The 16265-nt window shown below is 66.6% G+C and carries 23 protein-coding genes; all 23 read left to right on the top strand.

Translation table 11 applies throughout. The annotated features are described in order from the left end of the window. Window positions 1-232: 232 nt before the first annotated feature. Window positions 233-808, top strand: coding sequence for a hypothetical protein (locus KBI44_18965; protein ID MBP9146567.1), 576 nt, complete (start codon window positions 233-235; stop codon window positions 806-808). A gap of 141 nt (window positions 809-949) precedes the next feature. Then, window positions 950-1189, top strand: a complete 240-nt coding sequence (locus tag KBI44_18960) for a DUF4160 domain-containing protein (protein ID MBP9146566.1) — start codon at window positions 950-952, stop codon at window positions 1187-1189. Then, a complete protein-coding gene (locus tag KBI44_18955) occupies window positions 1149-1454 on the top strand; it encodes a DUF2442 domain-containing protein (GenBank protein MBP9146565.1) in 306 nt (101 codons plus the stop codon). The genes KBI44_18960 and KBI44_18955 overlap by 41 nt, the downstream gene beginning before the upstream one ends. A 55-nt stretch (window positions 1455-1509) precedes the next feature. After that, a complete protein-coding gene (locus KBI44_18950; GenBank protein ID MBP9146564.1) occupies window positions 1510-1716 on the top strand; it encodes a type II toxin-antitoxin system HicB family antitoxin in 207 nt (68 codons plus the stop codon). Beyond that, a complete protein-coding gene (locus KBI44_18945; GenBank protein MBP9146563.1) occupies window positions 1713-1925 on the top strand; it encodes a type II toxin-antitoxin system HicA family toxin in 213 nt (70 codons plus the stop codon). Before KBI44_18950 ends, KBI44_18945 begins: the two co-directional genes overlap by 4 nt. A gap of 547 nt (window positions 1926-2472) precedes the next feature. After that, window positions 2473-2919, top strand: coding sequence for a hypothetical protein (locus KBI44_18940; GenBank protein MBP9146562.1), 447 nt, complete (start codon window positions 2473-2475; stop codon window positions 2917-2919). Window positions 2920-3267: 348 nt separating this feature from the next. Further along, window positions 3268-3738, top strand: a complete 471-nt coding sequence (locus KBI44_18935; protein MBP9146561.1) for a hypothetical protein — start codon at window positions 3268-3270, stop codon at window positions 3736-3738. A gap of 88 nt (window positions 3739-3826) precedes the next feature. Next, window positions 3827-4489 carry a dihydrofolate reductase family protein gene (locus tag KBI44_18930; protein MBP9146560.1) on the top strand — a complete coding sequence of 221 codons (663 nt, stop codon included), beginning with the start codon at window positions 3827-3829 and terminating at the stop codon, window positions 4487-4489. Window positions 4490-4638: 149 nt separating this feature from the next. Beyond that, window positions 4639-6168, top strand: a complete 1530-nt coding sequence (locus KBI44_18925; GenBank protein MBP9146559.1) for a metal-dependent hydrolase — start codon at window positions 4639-4641, stop codon at window positions 6166-6168. Window positions 6169-6479: 311 nt separating this feature from the next. Further along, a complete protein-coding gene (locus KBI44_18920; protein MBP9146558.1) occupies window positions 6480-7328 on the top strand; it encodes a hypothetical protein in 849 nt (282 codons plus the stop codon). A 144-nt stretch (window positions 7329-7472) separates the two neighbouring features. Further along, window positions 7473-7784: a hypothetical protein gene (locus KBI44_18915; GenBank protein ID MBP9146557.1), complete on the top strand. Its 312-nt coding sequence runs from the start codon at window positions 7473-7475 to the stop codon at window positions 7782-7784. Between the two features lie 39 nt (window positions 7785-7823). Beyond that, a complete protein-coding gene (locus KBI44_18910; protein MBP9146556.1) occupies window positions 7824-8105 on the top strand; it encodes a hypothetical protein in 282 nt (93 codons plus the stop codon). A 76-nt stretch (window positions 8106-8181) separates the two neighbouring features. Further along, window positions 8182-9663, top strand: a complete 1482-nt coding sequence (locus KBI44_18905; protein MBP9146555.1) for a hypothetical protein — start codon at window positions 8182-8184, stop codon at window positions 9661-9663. A 116-nt stretch (window positions 9664-9779) separates the two neighbouring features. Beyond that, window positions 9780-10235, top strand: a complete 456-nt coding sequence (locus tag KBI44_18900) for a (4Fe-4S)-binding protein (GenBank protein MBP9146554.1) — start codon at window positions 9780-9782, stop codon at window positions 10233-10235. 43 nt (window positions 10236-10278) lie between these two features. Beyond that, window positions 10279-10863, top strand: a complete 585-nt coding sequence (locus KBI44_18895) for a DUF1211 domain-containing protein (GenBank protein ID MBP9146553.1) — start codon at window positions 10279-10281, stop codon at window positions 10861-10863. A 50-nt stretch (window positions 10864-10913) separates the two neighbouring features. Beyond that, window positions 10914-11348: a DUF1801 domain-containing protein gene (locus KBI44_18890; protein MBP9146552.1), complete on the top strand. Its 435-nt coding sequence runs from the start codon at window positions 10914-10916 to the stop codon at window positions 11346-11348. Window positions 11349-11535: 187 nt separating this feature from the next. Further along, a complete protein-coding gene (locus KBI44_18885) occupies window positions 11536-12033 on the top strand; it encodes a tryptophan-rich sensory protein (GenBank protein ID MBP9146551.1) in 498 nt (165 codons plus the stop codon). A 49-nt stretch (window positions 12034-12082) separates the two neighbouring features. Beyond that, window positions 12083-12805: a DUF2071 domain-containing protein gene (locus tag KBI44_18880; GenBank protein ID MBP9146550.1), complete on the top strand. Its 723-nt coding sequence runs from the start codon at window positions 12083-12085 to the stop codon at window positions 12803-12805. A gap of 49 nt (window positions 12806-12854) precedes the next feature. After that, window positions 12855-13265 carry a DUF1801 domain-containing protein gene (locus KBI44_18875; protein MBP9146549.1) on the top strand — a complete coding sequence of 137 codons (411 nt, stop codon included), beginning with the start codon at window positions 12855-12857 and terminating at the stop codon, window positions 13263-13265. Window positions 13266-13383: 118 nt separating this feature from the next. Continuing rightward, window positions 13384-14577: a Na+/H+ antiporter NhaA gene (nhaA, locus tag KBI44_18870; protein MBP9146548.1), complete on the top strand. Its 1194-nt coding sequence runs from the start codon at window positions 13384-13386 to the stop codon at window positions 14575-14577. Window positions 14578-14592: 15 nt separating this feature from the next. After that, the gene (locus KBI44_18865; protein ID MBP9146547.1) at window positions 14593-15033 is read left to right on the top strand and encodes a DUF488 family protein; all 441 of its coding nucleotides are present in this window, start codon (window positions 14593-14595) and stop codon (window positions 15031-15033) included. A 22-nt stretch (window positions 15034-15055) separates the two neighbouring features. After that, entirely contained in the window at window positions 15056-15697 is a 642-nt protein-coding gene (locus tag KBI44_18860) for a class I SAM-dependent methyltransferase (protein MBP9146546.1), read from the top strand. 98 nt (window positions 15698-15795) lie between these two features. Continuing rightward, window positions 15796-16265, top strand: a 470-nt coding sequence (locus tag KBI44_18855; GenBank protein MBP9146545.1) for a GNAT family N-acetyltransferase, incomplete at its 3' end; no start/stop codon positions are given.

Genomic DNA, 16265 nt, shown 5'->3' with positions numbered 1-16265 from the left:
GTACCCACGTGCCGGACCTCCCCCGAGGGCCCTTCCTCGGCCACCGTCACGTCGATCGACTCCTTGTGGACATCCATTCCCACGAAACTCACGACAGTGTTAGCCTTTTCCACGGTCTGCCTCCTTGATCATGGCTCTGCGCCAAGTGTCCAAACCCAGCGCAATCCACGAACCCTCAAGGGGCAGACCACTACTGCGCCGGTTCGTCGGAAGCCATACTGTCTAGCCGGCCATGGAACCGACACCCGCGTATCAGACACCCCTGACCGCGCGCGAGCTCGCGTGGGTTCTGCTGAAGATTCTGGGACTGTACTGGGTTGTTTCAGCCGTCCTGATGATCCCGAACGTGCTTGCCCTTGGAAACATGACGGATGAGCAGTATGGCGGCATCGCGAATAGCGAAGCCATCTACACAACTCAGTTGCTCACCGCTGTCTTCATCTTCGGCATTGGTGGCACATTGCTTTTTGCAACACGTTCAGTCTTGCGACTTCTCGAGTTCGCACCAAGAGAACCGGGCAGTCCCTTGACGACCTCAGGTCTGCAAGCGGTCGGGTTCTCGCTGGTTGGCGCTTGGCTACTTGCCTACGCAATTCCCAATGTTGCTGCAACCGCCGTCGTTCTGCTGGCTTTGTCGAAGGGTGGTCGCGAGATGGAGCGGACTCACTATATTGAGGCGAACTGGAGATCGTTCCTGCCGGTGTTCTTCGAAGCGCTCGTTGGTCTGTGGTTGCTCTTTGGTGCCCGCCGCCTATCTGCGTCCTGGCACCGACAGAAGCGGAGCAAGGATGACACCGAACTATCGTAACTGGCCGTCCAACCAGTCGCTCGAGCGGGCGCGTTCAGCTGCAGCGGTCCGCTTCGCGGGTCGCCAATGGTGGCGCGCCGCTCAGCTCCGGATCCGTTAGGCCGCGCGGGGAACGCTTGCTGCGGATGCTACGCTCTTGACGTGAGCCCAACGATCTTCAGGGCTTCGGGCCTGCGGTTCTTCTTCTTCTCTCGAGAAGAGATGCGAGTGCACGTTCACGCCCTCGGCGCGGGGGGCGAGGCCAAGTTCTGGCTCGAGCCGAAGATCGAACTGGCGCGAAACTACGGTCTCAGCGAGCGCAAGTTGCGCGAAGCACTTCGCCTGGTCGAGGAGCACGAGGATGAAATCAGAAAAGCTTGGACTGAACACTTCGGTTCCTGAGGTCACGAATGTCTCTCAGCACGGGTTCTGGGTGCTGCTCGACGAGCGCGAGGTATTCGTCTCGTTTCGCCAGTTCCCTTGGTTTGCCGAAGCAACAATTTCCCAGTTGTCGAACCTGGAGCGCCCTGTACCGCACCACCTGTACTGGCCAGCGCTCGACATCGACTTGCACCTCGACTCGATCGACAGCCCCGATTCGTTCCCACTCGTGAGTGGCGCTCGGCCTAACAAGTCGCTCCAGCGGACGCGCTCCGCGCGCCGCTGAGCTCCAGATCCGTTAGACGGCGGTACAATCGGTCGTTGTGATTGGAGATCTGACTATGGAACTCAGCCTCGAGTGCGAGCGTGAGGAAGATGGACGCTGGCTGGCTGAAGTGCCTCAACTTCCCGGTGTCCTCGTCTATGGGGCCACCGAGAATGAGGCAATGGCTAAGGCGGAAGTCCTGGCCTTGCGGGTGGTCGCGGAACAGATTGAGCAGGGCGAGGCGCGCCCCCAGCCGATCCGATTTGTGGTGCCGGCTGCATGAGCCGTTGGCCGGCCGTCAAGGCCAGCCGTGTCCTTGCAGCGCTTCTTCGCCTTGGTTGGCAGGTTCATAGACAATCTGGTTCCCACCGAACCCTGCGGCGCGAAGGTTGGCCTGACTCGGTTTTCGCCTTTCATGACAGCGAAGAGATCGGCCCCAAGATGCTCGCTCGAATCGCGAAGCACACTGGACTTCGTCCCGAGGACCTATGAGACATCTCTTGCCGCCGTCTAGCCAGTCGTTCGAGCGGACGCGTTGGGCGCCCGCGGTCCGCTTCGCGGGTCGTCAATGGTGGCGCGCCGCTCAGCTCCAGATCCGTTAGACGACGATGCAAGAGAGCAACTTCAGGAACAGCCCGAAGGGCAAGAGGGAGCTGAGGCGGCTCTCGCGAATCGCGCACGAGCGGGCGCTTCGGGCAGCGTTGGAGAAGCTCGAGGCCAACTTCTCCTTGTGGCGTTCGAATCAGCTCGATTCCTTCGGTCTCAACGAAGCCATTCACACCTACCACCAAACCGAGCAGCGCGAGATCTGGGGCCTCTATCAGCGCGGCCTCGAATCAGCGGCAGTTTCTCGAGCTGTCGCTGATGGGCTGCTCCATGAGGCAGAGCTCTCGAGCGAGCTCTTGGCCGATCTCTCTCCTGGCATTGCGTACTTTCGGCAACTGTAATGGCGCGTCAGCCGACAGTTCGTTGCAGCGGGCGAGCGGACTGCGTTCGTTCGCCGCACTACTCATGAGCCGTTAGCCGGCGGGGGAGACAGATGAGGATTGTCACAGCCTGCTTCCTGCTCCTGGTCGTCGTGGGAGGGACCGCAATCCTTGCGGCCGGCGCGCAGGCGGCAGGGCGCTTCGAGGGCATCTGGAAGAAGTGCTACGAACCCGGCCTCGAAGGCGTCAGCGAGATCGACACTGGCTTTCTAGTTCTCATGCCCGACTCTCGCTACTACGAGCTGAGTGCGTCCTGCTGCCATGCGCCGCCTGAGCCGCAGCCGCCCTTCTGGTCCCTGGATGCCTACGCTGTCGCCAACGACGTCGTGACGCTCAAGGCGAAGCGATTCGACGGCTCGGCCTATGAGATTCCCATGCGCTACCGCGCATCCGCCAAAGCGGTGTTTTCGACGATCCGCGGGGCAAGCCGATCGAGGTCGAAGCGCTGCTGGTCGGCGGCGACCTCAACTACGCTTGGTGCCGCGTGTATCCAGAGTTGAACCGCTAATGGCCCTCCGGCCAGCGAGTCGCTCGAGCGGACGCGTTGGGCGCGCTCGGCCCGGCTTCGCCGATTCGGTAGCTTGCCGCGCCGCTCCACTCCGGGGCCGCTTGCATGTCCGTCGGGAGCCACGACGACCGTGAACGACCTCCTTTGCGACGCGTGCGGAAGAAGGCTTCCATCCGAGCATTGGTTCCGTACCCCTGGAATCTGTGTCGAGTGTTTCGAGAAGCTGCCCGAGCAAGGGCGGGAAGAACTGATTCGCCAGCGCGGTCCGCATTCCGTGGTCTCCGGAACGCAAGCCGAGAAGGAGCCGAGCCAGAAGTTCACCTGGAAGACCGCTCTCGGAATGATCGCGGGCACTGCGCTGGGTCAGTACTCCAAAATCAATGCCCTGATTCCGGCGGTGACAGTAGGCCTTTCCACCTGGCTTCTGTTGAAGGTGCTGAAGGGGAGGCGCCTTCTTGTCGCGAGAGTTTCGGGCGCTCTCCTCGGCTACTCACTCTGGATACTCTTCGGACTGTTCGAGGGACTGTACTTCGAGGTGGCCATCGAGGTGGTGATTGTCGGTGCGGTCCTGGTGTTCCTCCTGGTGCGGCCGGGCCGGGAGAGCCTCTGCGTCGCGGCTGCCTGGCTCACCCTGGCCGCGCTCGTGAACCTCAACCAACTGATCACGACGGCTCCCGGCTCGGGCGTGCACCGTGCGCTCGTCGTTCACGTCGCGCTTCGTTTCTATTCGCTTTACCTCGTCTACGAGGCGTGGCAAGCTCTCGCGAGTTCCGGGAGAACTCAGAGCGATGCCTCCTCGATCGTCGCCTGAATCGTCGCTCCTGCTGAATGGCCGCGCTAGGCGCATTCGGCGCTGAGCTCATGATCCGTTCTGCGTCGATCGAAAGGAAGGCCTGAAGATGACACGCGTTCGCGTCGAGAGCTTCACCCTCTCGCTCGACGGCTACGGAGCCGGTCCGCATCAGGACCTCGCGAATCCGCTCGGGCTAGGCGGGGCGGATCTGCACCAGTGGCTCTTCCCGACCCGCACGATCCAGAAGACCCTGTTCGGCGCCGACTTCGGCACGACGGGGATCGATGACGACTTCGCGGCGCGGGGCTTCGAGAATGTCGGCTCCTGGATTCTCGGAAGGAACATGTTCGGACCGGTGCGCGGCGCCTGGCCCGATGAGAACTGGAAAGGCTGGTGGGGGGATGAACCGCCGTATCACGTGCCGACGTTCATCCTGACTCACCACGCGCGCCCGCCCATCCAGATGGCAGGCGGAACGACCTTCCACTTCGTCACGGGAGGAGTTCACGAGGCGCTCGACCGGGCGCGCGCCGCCGCCGACGGCAAGGATGTGCGCATTGGCGGCGGACCCAGCACCATCCAGCAGTATCTGCGCTCGGGCCTCATCGACGAGCTGCATCTCGCGATCTCGCCCGTCCTGCTGGGCGGGGGCGAGCGCCTGTTCGATGGGGTCGACGTGCGCGCCCTGGGATACGAATGCGTTTCGTTCGTGGCCTCGGAGAAAGCCACCCATGTCGTGCTCCGGCGCCCGGGGCGCGAGGGCGCCTGAGAGTCGATGCGTCGTTTCGGGTGGAGCGGCAGCATCCCGGCTTCGCCGTTCGCCCATCGTGGCGCCACGCTCCGGACTCTTCCGAACGATAGCCGCGAGTCGACCGCCGGCGGCGCTTCAGCGACCTCCCAGTTCTCGCGGAAACGATCGTGCCCACGGTACTGACGCATCCAGCCATCTCCCTTGCCGTGCGCGCCGTGACCGGCGACACGGTGACCTCGAGCCGCCTGCTGCTGGTCGCGGGAATCTGCTCCGTCGTCCCCGATGTCGACGCGGTCGGCTTCCTCATGGGCGTTCCGTACGAGTCGCTGCTCGGGCACCGCGGTCTCACGCACTCGCTGCCGTTCGCACTGCTGCTGGCCTGTTGTGCCCTCCCGCTTGCGAACCGGCTCGATGCCGGGAGGTGGTGGGCGTTCGCGTTCGTCTTCCTCAGCACGGCTTCCCATGGCATCCTCGATGCCCTCACGGACGACGGACTCGGGGTGGCGTTCTTCAGCCCGTTCTCCAACCACCGGTTCTTCCTGCCCTGGCGGCCGATTGCCGCCTCTCCGATCGGGATCGTCGAAGCCTTCTCCTCGTCGGGACTCCGCGCCTTCACGACGGAGCTCGTGCTCGTCTGGCTCCCCTGCCTCCTCGTGGCTGTTGGCGCAAGGACGGTCCGGAGGCTCCAGTCCGTCAGGGGCAGGGAGCGGCGGAGGGGAACGGCTCGGGATCGAGCCGGACTCCTGGCCTCGATCTGGCCTGCGCTCCTGATCGCGACGGCCTTGGCAGGCGCGTCCATCTTCGTCGGGGGAGTCGAAGGCATCGGCGGTCCCAATGGGCATGTGCATCCGTCGCTGACGCCCGACGAGGATCAGGCAATGCGGACCGGGGCCATCGAGAGCCTCGAACGGCAGGCCGCGAAGCTCGCCGCTCTCCCTGGCGCCTCGTGTCCGCAGGACTTCTCGGCGCTCGAAACCGACCACACGCTGCGAATCGGGATGTTCTACGGCTACGACGAGCACGAGGGAAGAGACCATGGTCGTGCCAACGCGCATGCGATGGCGCATGTCCTTACGAGCGAATGCCGCGGCGACCTCGCCACCTGCGGCTTCTCTATCGTTTCGCGCTCGAAGTCGGTCGTGGAATTGGCGAGCACGATCGGAGGTCGAAGGGTCGAAGTGAATCTCTTCACGAGCTCGGCGGCGGCCGGTGAGGCGGAAGCTGTGGGTCTTCCGTCTTCCGGTCCAGAGCTGGACAGCTCCGGCGACTCGGTGCAGGAGCACTTCCACCGCGAGTTGATCGACAGCGACATCGTTTTCTACATGGGCCACTCGCGTCTGGGAGGCAGTATCGGATTCGAGGAGCAGTCGGGGGTGAGGACGGTCGTCGACTCTCTCTTGCGCCTTCCGATGCGTCCCGTGCTCGCTGCGCTCCGGCAGCGTCCCTCGAGGCTCAGGATCCTCGGCATGTTCTCGTGTGAGTCGAAGAGGTACTTTCGCGAGGACTTTCGGGGCGCCAATCCAGCGCTCTCCCTGATCGTCACGACGGGGGAGATCGCTTACGGCCCGGCGGAGCAGGCGAGCCTCGGCGCTCTCGAGGCCATTCTGTCGAAGAGTTGCGGCCGTGCCTTTCACGAATCGATGATCCCGGTCTCCGAGCCCAACCCGACCATGACCTACCTCTTTCGTGGACAGTAGTCGCCGCCGGTTCCCTGCCCGACTCACTCGCGGTTCAGATGCGACAGACTCCAGCCGGCCGCTCGAGCGGCTTTCGGCAGCGCGACTCAAGCCCAGGGAGCACAGCTCGAGACGATTCAATCTGGGGTTTCTGGCCCCTCTGAGCGCCGGGATCCGTCGGCGTGCCATGCTCGCCGGGAGGTCTTCGATTCGCCGGCCGGCAGGAGGAACGGGCGCCTCGGTGGCAATCGAGGCGCAGCTTCCTGACTTCAGCTTTCGCCTCCGGCGCGGCTCGAGTCGAGGCGATAGGCGACCTGGAGGAGACTAGGTAGATGAGAGCTCGGAGCCGTGCCGTGGTGTTGGCGATGCTCGTCGTCGCTTGCGCGCACCCCCTGCCTGGTGAGGCGGGATGCAAGGACTGTCCGCCGTTCCCGGTCCCTCGCGCCGAGGCCGAGTTCCGAGAACTGCTCGACGTTCCGAGAGGTTTTGCGAGCGGTGGGGCGGTCTCGCTCGAAGAGATCTTCCTCAACCTCATGCCCTATGGCCCGCTCGACCTTCAGGTGACGGGTGCTGCAACGCATGACGAGATCTCGACACTCAAGAACTACTATTTCGGTTCCGTGTGCCGGATTCTCGGCGTGGACCCGGACCGGCTGACCGTCGTCTTCAACTGTGGAAAGGGCTGTGTGGAGAAGCGGCGCGACCAGATCCGGGGGAACCTGGATTCCTGGTCCGAAGTGGCGGCCCGGTTCGAGGCTGCCGCGGGTGTGCGGCTGGTCGGCGCCTGGGGCGCTCCCGTCGCCTTTCGCGTCAACGACGTCCTCAAGGCAGGCGACCAGGTGTTCGTGGCTGCACCTTCGAGCGTGATGGGCTTCATCCCCGGCGGACGCTTCTCTCCCAAAGCGAGTCTGGCAGAGGCGCTAGCGGAAAGGAGCCTCCGTGTGGATCAGGTCGAGAACCTCATCACCTCCATGACCAAAGTGGGAGCCGTGGCGGTCCGCTACAGGGTCGCAGGCGGCGTGGAAGTGATTCAGCTCGGGATCGCGGACAACCTCTCCGGTGTGCTCTTCCTGTCGGAAGGGGTCGAGCCTCCCGCTGAGAGGGCGGACCACGAGAACGGCAGCAGCTATGTGCTGGTCGAGAAGCTGGCGAAAGACGTGTACTTCTTCGAAACGCGATGATGCCGCGTCGCCTGACCCTACGTTTGCGCGGACGCGGCCTGGTGCCCGTCGGCTCTCGATGTGCCCGAACAGATGGGCGGGGCTGGCCGCTCAGCTCCAGAACCGTTGGCCGACGGGCGCCGTGCCGATGAGATCGGATGCGGCATGATCGGCTTCTGGTTGGCGAGCGGCGGCGCCGCGGGTCTCGCGTTTCTGCTCTGCCGCCGATGGTCGCATCTCGCCCTCTTCGTCCTGCCGCTCTCGGTCGCGTTTCCCTGGGCGCTCTCGGAGTCAGAAGGAGTGCACGGATCCCGGTTTCCCGGCGTGCAGATCGAGCAGGTCCTCGGCGCCTGTGCGCTGGTGCTGCTCGCCAATCTCGTGGGAATGCGGCTCGGCAAATTCAGATTCGTGTTCTTCACGCTCTACCCTGGGCGTGACGTTCCCTCGAGAAAGGGTCGTGAAGATGACCCGTCCTGAGCCGTCGGCTGAGCAGTCGCTCGAACGGCGGAGCCCACCATGAAGCGGCTCCTGTCCGATCCGCGGTTCTACGTCGCCTGGCTGGTCGTCCAGGTGGGGGCGCTCTTCGCTGCCTACGCCATCGACCCGTACGTCTTCGGCTTCGCCGTGCTCGGTCTCGGTGCCGCGACGGGCCTGCTCTGCTTTTCCGGCGGCCTTTTCGTTGTCCTGAATCCCGGCGCGAGCCGGTGGGCCAGGGGGACGGTGTTGGTGTCGTTGCTCCTCGCTGTGGCCCTGGTCGTGGGGTCGCTCGCCGTGCTGGGCACCTTCCGTTGGGCGTAATGTCTCGCCACGCCGCACGTAGTCGAAGTGAGCCGCATCGCGGCGAGAGATTCGAGTCTTCTCCGGAGAGCCGATCATGAAGAGGGCCACGATCGGGGGCGGGGTGCTCATCGCCGTTCTCGTCGCCCTCGCCGCCATCTACCGGGCGGGCGGGAGCGAGGTCGATAGCCGGGCGCCTCTTTCGACCGGAGACCTCCGGGCGACCAGGGCTGCGCCGGAAATCCCGAAGGGGTCGGAGACGTCGGGTCACGAGACTGCGGCGGACGCAGCGCCGAGGACGCAAGAGTCCCATCAGGGCTTCCTCTACGGCCGCATCACCACCACCAGCGGCGCCCAGCATGAAGGGCGGTTGCGCTGGGGGGGCGACCAGGAGGCGTTCTGGAGCGACTACTTCAACGGCTTCAAGGACGAGAATCGGTGGGCTGCCCTCGTGCCGCCCGAGCGCCTGCCCGTGGAGCGCCATCCGATCGAGCTCTTCGGTTGGGTCCTCGCCCAGCGCGAGCGCCCGGCCGGGCTCGGCCGGCCGTTCATGGCGCGCTTCGGCGAAATCGCGCGCATCGAGGCGGTCGGTCGGGACGTGCGGGTGACGCTCAAGAGCGGGACCGTGTTCGACCTCGACCGCTTCGAGGCCAGCGACTTCGACGACGGCGTGCGGGTGTGGGACGCCCGGGGGGACGCGGTCGACCTCGACAGCCTGCAGATCCGCAGCATCGAGCTCCTCGCCGACCCCGGCGTCACGGGTATCCCCGCCGCTTCCCAGCGGCTGCACGGCACGGTGCGCTCGCGGCAGGGTGACTTCACCGGCTTCCTGCAATGGAACCGCAGGGAGTGCCTCGGTTCCGACGAGCTCGACGGCCGCGACGCCGGCGGCAAGACGAGTCTGCGGTTCGACGCGCTCCGCGCCATCGCGCGCCGCTCGGAGGAGAGCTCCCTGGTGACGCTCCTCGACGGTCGCGAGGTGGTGCTCTCGGGCAGCAGCGAGGTCGGCGAGGGCAACCTCGGGATCTACGTCGACGACCGGCGCTACGGCCGGGTGCTCGTCTCCTGGGAGGCCTTCGAGCGCGTCGACTTCAGCCCTGCGTCTCCCCCCGGGACCGGGCCCGCCCACGGCGATTTCCCGCCGGGGCACCCGCTCACCGGTAGCGTCACCACCCGCGACGGCCGCCGTCTCGCCGGCCGGCTGGTCTTCGACCTCGACGAAAGCGAGACCACGGAGACGCTCGACGCGCCCTCCCAGGGCGTCGATTACACCCTCCCCTTCGGCGGGATCGCTTCGATCACGCGGCTCTCGGGAATCCCCCCGAGCGCTCCCTCCGGCCCGCTCGCCCCTTCCGCCCTTTCCGATAGCGCAGAGCGCGGCGCTCCGGGCGTCGTGGTCACCCTGCAGAGCGGCGAGACCCTCGAGCTCGAGCGCGCAGGGGATCTCGGGTCGGCGAACGCCGGCCTGCTGATTTTCGTCGACGGCAGCGAGCGCCCCGAGTACGTGCCGTGGAGCGACGTCGCGCAGGTCGACTTCGACCGCACGCTGAAGGTGGAGCGGCAGCTCGGCGCACTCTAGTCTGGGGCGGGGCAGCGGCGGCCCGTCGGGCAGGGTGGGTGCGGCGCCCGAGGCCTCGCGAGTCCACAGGACAGCGCTGATTCAGAACGGACCAATCTGTAGGAGAATGCCGCGCGATGAGCGGGAAGCGAATCCAGACCTACGCCGCGGCCGGGATCCAGGTGACCTTCGACCCCGGGGTCTGTATCCATTCGGCAGTCTGCCTGAACGCGCTGCCCGCCGTGTTCGACGTGCGCCGGAAACGATGGGTGCGGCCGGAGGCAGCGACCGTCGCGGAGGTGGTGGCGGCCATCGACCGCTGTCCGTCCGGTGCGCTGCAGTACGTTCTGGAGGGTCAGGCGGAGGCCCGCGAGGCGGCGACGGACGAAGGCGTCGCGACGACCCTGCAGGCCAGCACCGACGGCCCACTTCTCGTGCAGGGGAGCTTCCGGCTTCTGGATCGCGACGGCAGCGAGATCGAGTGCGCGGGACGGACGGCGCTCTGCCGGTGCGGCGCGACGGCGATTCAGCCCTTCTGCGACGGCAGCCATCGCCGCGTCGGGTTCCGGTCGAAGGGGCCTTCCGGGGCGTAGCGGCGGGGCCGCGGCTCGGGCAGCGGTGGAATCGGGAGGCGGCGTGGGCAAGGGGCGACTCGAAGCGTTCAGCGATGGGGTGATCGCCATCATCATCACCATCATGGTCCTGGAACTGAAGGCGCCGCATGGCGAGAGTCTCGACGACCTGCGCCCTCTCCTGCCGGTGTTCCTGAGCTATCTGTTGAGCTTCGTCTACGTCGGCATCTACTGGAACAATCATCACCACATGCTGCAGGCGACCCACAAGGTCACCGGCGCCGTGCTCTGGGCGAATCTGCACCTGCTGTTCTGGCTCTCGCTGTTTCCGTTCGCGACGGCCTGGATGGGTGAGAGCCACTTCTCCTCCCGGCCGACACTGGTCTACGGCCTGGTGCTCCTCATGGCGGCGATCGCCTACTTCGTGCTGCAGTCCGTCATCGTCGCCGCAGGGGCGCAGAATTCGGGCCTCAAGCAGGCTCTCGGTCGGGACTGGAAGGGCAAGGTCTCGCCGGTTCTCTACCTCCTGGCCATCGCTGCCGCCCTCTGGCGCCCCTGGGTCTCCCAGTGCATCTTCGTGCTGGTTGCGCTCCTGTGGCTGGTTCCGGACCGCCGCATCGAGCGCCACCTCGCCGCCAGAGAGATCTGACTTCCTTCCCGGAAAGAGCGCAGCGCCATCCACCCATTGCGGAGGCAATCGTGTACGAGGCCAAGACGAAGCCGACGGAAGCGACCATCGAGAGTTACCTGGCCGGCATCGCGGACGAGTCGAGACGCGAGGACTGCAAGGTGATCGCCGCTCTCATGGAGCGGATTTCGGGCTGCCCGCCACGGATGTGGGGCGCGAGCATCGTCGGGTTCGGCAGCTACCACTACAAGTACGCGAGCGGCCACGAGGGCGATTCCTGCCTCGTCGGCTTCTCCTCCCGCAAGGGCGACATCAGCATCTATCTCATGCCCGGCTACGAGAGCGCGGAAGCGCGCGCTCTCCTGGCCGGGCTCGGCCGGCACAAGATCGGCAAGGCCTGCCTGTACGTCCGGCGCCTGTCCGACATCCAGCTTCCCGTCCTCGAGCAGCTCGTCGCCCGTTCCGTATCCGAGATCCGGCGGCTCTACCCGCCGGTGAAGAAGTGACGGCAGAAGGGGCCGCCAGCCGCTCGCCCGGCGCGCGGCCGGGGAGCGGCACCAGGTGGAGCCAAGTCGTCCCTGTCCGGATCCCTCCGGGAACAGGATCCTGATCGATCGGCACGTCGAGTCCGCGGGCCGCCCTGGGTCCCGTCCGAGCGCTAGACTTCAACCGTTCGCTGACCAAGGGGGGCTCATGGCGGGGTATGCGATGCGCAGGCAGGTTCTCGGTCTCCTGGGCTGGCTCGCGGTCTGCTTCGCGGCGGCGGCGGCGGGCGGCTTCGCCTCGGCGAGCGCCGGCGACTTCTACCGCCAGCTCGTGCGCCCGGACTGGGCGCCCCCAGCATGGCTCTTCGGTCCGGCCTGGACGGTTCTCTACCTGCTCATGGCGGTCGCCGCCTGGCTGGTCTGGCGCGACGGCGGCTTCCGCCGGCGAGGCCTCGCCCTGACGCTCTTTCTCGTCCAACTGGCGGTGAACGCGCTCTGGACCTGGCTCTTCTTCGTCTGGCGAATGGGGGCGCTGGCGTTCGGCGAGATCGTGCTGCTCTGGGCTCTCATTCTCGGAACGGCGATCGCCTTCCGGCGCGTGCGTCCCCTGGCCGCGGCACTCCTCCTGCCCTATCTCGCCTGGGTGACCTTCGCCGCGGCGCTCACCTGGGCGATCTGGAAGCGCAATCCGGGACTGCTGGGATGAGCTCTGGAGCGATGGGCCTGTTCCTGACGCACGAACCGATGTTTCCGAGATGACCTCCCGCTTCCTCTCGGCCGAGTGGCGCGATCTCGTGATGCTCAACTACGAGGTCGACCCGGTCATTCTCTCCGGTCTCGTGCCGGCCGGGACCGAGCTCGATCTGTGGCAGGAACGGGCCCTCGTGAGCGTGGTCGGCTTTCACTTCCGGCGCACGCGCGTGCTCGGTGTCGCGATTCCGGGCCACTGCAATTTCGAAGAGGTGAATCTGCGCTTCTACGTCCGGCGCCGGGGTCCCGAGGGCTTCCGGCGCGGCGTCGTCTTCGTGAAGGAGATCGTGCCGCGCTTCGCGATCGCCTGGGTGGCCCGCACGCTCTACAACGAGAACTATGTCGCGCTGCCGATGCGCCATTCGATCGTCGACAACGAAGCCGACGCGGAGCGGAGCGTCAGCTATCTATGGCGTTGCGACGGGCGCTGGTGCAACGTGGGAATCGTGGCCAGCACCCCGCCGGGAATTCCGCCGGCCGACTCGGAGGAGACCTTCATCACCGAGCACTACTGGGGCTACGCGCGCCAGCGCGACGGCGGGACGGTCGAGTACCAGGTGGAGCATCCGCAGTGGCGGGTGAGCCCGGCGCTCGAATCCCGCTTCGAGTGCGATGTCGGAGCCCTCTACGGCGCGCCGTTCGCCGGCTTCCTCTCCGGCCCGCCGGCCTCGGCGTTTCTCGCCGACGGCTCGCCGGTGACGGTGCGCAGGGGAGAGCGTCTGGCGTAACGGCCCGCGCCGCGGGCGCTCGAGCGGCCGAGGCCGCGAGGGAGGACGAATGAACGAAGGCCAGACGAAGCCCACCACGATCGACGAGTACATCGCCGGCTTCCCGCTGGCGGTGCGGGCGATTCTCGGGCGCATCCGGGAGATCGTCCAGGAGGCGGCGCCCGCCGCGCAGGAGGCAATCAGCTACCAGATCCCGACTTTCAAGCTGAACGGAAACCTGGTCCATTTCGCTGCCTTCAAGCACCACATCGGTCTCTACCCCCCGGCGAGGGGAGACGCCGCGCTGGAGAGAGAGCTCGCGCCCTATGCCGGCGAGAAGGGCAATCTCCGCTTTCCGCTCGATCAGCCGATCCCTTACGAGCTCATCACGCGGATCGTGAAGTTGCGGGTCGCGCAGAGCCCGCCGAAGGCGGCGGCGAAACGCCCCGGGAGAGGCAGAGCTCCGCGCCAGCCCTCCTGACGCGAGCGGCGCAGGAGGATGCGCGTGGCACGAGCGTTCCGGGCGTCACCGAACTTGGTATCGTCAGGGGCTCCGTGCGACGAATGCACGTCCTTTCTCCAACGACCTGACGAGGGCCATGGAAACCGAACAGCGCAAACTGTCGAACACGTTCAACAAGTTCTTCGACTCGGAAAAGTCGAGCGGCGTGCTGTTGATGTTCTGCACGGCGCTCGCGCTCGCGATCACCAATTCGTCGTTCGGGGGACGGTACCTCGCCTTCTGGCAGACGAAGCTCGGCAGTCTCACCCTCGAGCACTGGATCAACGACGGGCTGATGGCGGTTTTCTTCCTGCTCATCGGCCTCGAGCTCGAGCGCGAGCTCTACAGCGGCGAGCTCTCGAACATCAAGAACGCGCTGCTGCCGATGTTCGCGGCGGTCGGTGGCATGGTCGCACCGGCGGCGATCCACTTCGCCCTCAACGCGGGAACACCTTCGCAGGCCGGCATCGGAATCCCGATGGCCACCGACATCGCCTTCGCTCTCGCGGTTCTCGCCATCCTGGGAAAGCGCGTCCCGGCGTCGCTCAAGGTCTTCGTCGTCGCTTTCGCGGTCATGGACGACCTCGGCGCGATCGTCATCATCGCCGCCGTCTACACGACGAAGTTCTCGCTCGCGTACCTCCTCGGCGCCCTGGCGGTCTGGACCGTGCTCGTGGTGTTGAACCGCTTTCTCCGCGTCATGTCCCGCGTGCCGTACCTGCTCGGCGGCGCGGTGATGTGGTACTTCATGCTCCAGTCGGGCGTGCATGCCACCATCGCCAGCGTCGCGCTGGCTTTCGCGATTCCCTACTCTGCGAAGGACGAGGACCAGGCGTCGCCCTCGCACAAGCTCGAGCATCTCCTGCACAAGCCGGTCGCCTTCATCGTCCTGCCGCTTTTCGCCCTGGCCAATACCGGCGTCGTTCTCGGAGGGGACTGGGTGCAGGGCCTCGCCAGCATGAACAGCCTGGGCATCGCCGCGGGCCTCCTGCTGGGCAAGCCCCTGGGCGTCGTGCTGCTGTCGTTCCTCGCCGTGGCGATCGGCCTCTGCCAGCTGCCGACGGGCCTCTCGTGGCGGCACATCTTCGGCGCCGGCATTCTCGGTGGCATCGGATTCACGATGTCGATCTTCATCACCAATCTCGCGTTCGCCGGCGAGCCGGCTGCCCTGAACTCTTCGAAGATGGCGATTCTCCTGGCGTCGTTGACCGCCGGCACGCTCGGCTTCCTCTGGCTTCGGTTCCTGGGCCGGGAGGCGGCGGCCGGCGGCGATCCGGATCCGGCGGGCTGAGAGGGGCGGGCGACCATGGCCGTTCGAATCGTGAGGCTCGGGAGCCCCAGAGCGGCAGGCGAGGGGGTGCGGATCGGTACGGTGCGCCGGCCGCCGCGCGGGGTGCCGAAGTCCGAGTTCGCGTCGCAGGACTGGTACGACGTCTGGTACCCGAACCTCGCGCCGAGCGTCGAGACGATGCAACTCGGGCAGAGCGCGACGACGCCGGCCCAGTGGCAGGGTTTCGTCCGCAAGTTCCGCAGCGAGATGGCGGCGCCGGAGAGCGCCCGCACGATCGCGCTGCTCGCGGCGCTCTCGCACCAGACCGACTTCGCGCTCGGCTGCTACTGCGCGGACGAAACGCGCTGCCACCGCTCGGTGCTGCGGGAGCTCCTGATCGCGGCGGGCGCCGATGTCGGCGAGGCCGCAGCGGGTGCAGAACTCCGTCGCGGACGCATGCGCCCGCCCGCCACCTGAGGTCGCAGGACGGCAAGGTCTCATGGGACTGTACGAGCGCTTCGTCCTCCCCCGGCTCGTCCACTTCGTCTGTGGTCTCGAGACGCACCGGCGGCAGCGACTCAAGGTCGTGCCGATGGCCGCGGGCGACGTGCTCGAGATCGGATTCGGCTCGGGGCTGAATCTCGCGCACTACGATCCCGCCGCTGTCCGGAAGCTGTGGGCGCTCGAGCCGGCCGCCGAGATGTGGGATCTGGCGCAGGAGGCCGTCGTGAGGTCGGCACTGCCCGTCGAGCTCCTGCAGGTTTCCGCCGAGGAGATCCCGCTGTCCGACGAGAGTGTCGACACGATCCTCATGACCTACACCCTGTGCACGATTCCCGATGCGCCGCGTGCCCTCACCGAAGCGCGACGCGTTCTCAGGCCGGGGGGGAGGCTTCTCTTCTGCGAGCACGGAACCGCTCCCGACGAGCGCGTCCGGCGCTGGCAGGAGAGGATCAATCCTCTTTGGCGGCGGCTCGCCGGCGGCTGCAACGTGAATCGCCACGCTCCCTCCCTGATCGAGGCGGGAGGCTTCCGCGTCGAGCAGCTCTCCTCCCGGTACCTGCCGGGCTGGCGGCTCGCCTCCTTCAACTTCTGGGGAGTCGCGGTCCCGTCGGAGCCGCCCGCCAGGGGAGGGCGATGACGCGCCCGAGCGCTCCGGGTGGGATAGTTTTCAGGTGCGGGAAGAGTGGGTCGCGGGCTCTCCGGTGACCGCCGGCCGCCGCGCCCAGGGAGAGCCGGATGAAGATCGACAATGCAACGACAGCGGATGTGGAGCCGGCGGCCGAAGCCCTCAAGGCCGCCTTCGCGCACGACGCGCTCATCGCTTACTTCTTTCGCACCTGCCCGGAGGGTGTCGGCCCGGCGTCGAGCCGCTTCTTCTCGCTGCTGCTGCGGGTGCGGATAGCGCTCGCCATGCCGGCGCTCGTGCTGCGCGAGGCGGAGAGGGTGCTGGGGGCGGCGATGGGTTACGACTGCGAGCGGCCGGCCTGGCCGGAGCCGTTCGCGGGGGAATGGGCGCGACTCGAGGCGGACACTCCGGGGCTGGGGGGCCGGATGGCGGCGTACGAGGCGCTCTGCCGTTCGCACGAGCCGGCGCCGCCGCACTACTATCTCGGTGTCCTCGGCGTCGACCCGTCGGTTCAGGGGCGGGGCGCCGGCAAGGCGCTTCTCGAGGCTTTCTGCCGCCGATCGGCCCTCGACCCGCTGTC

The sequence above is a fragment of the Thermoanaerobaculia bacterium genome (assembly GCA_018057705.1).
GTDB lineage: Bacteria > Acidobacteriota > Thermoanaerobaculia > Multivoradales > JAGPDF01 > JAGPDF01.
Note: the sequence above shows the minus strand (reverse complement) of the source record. Positions and strands in the feature narration are given on the sequence as shown.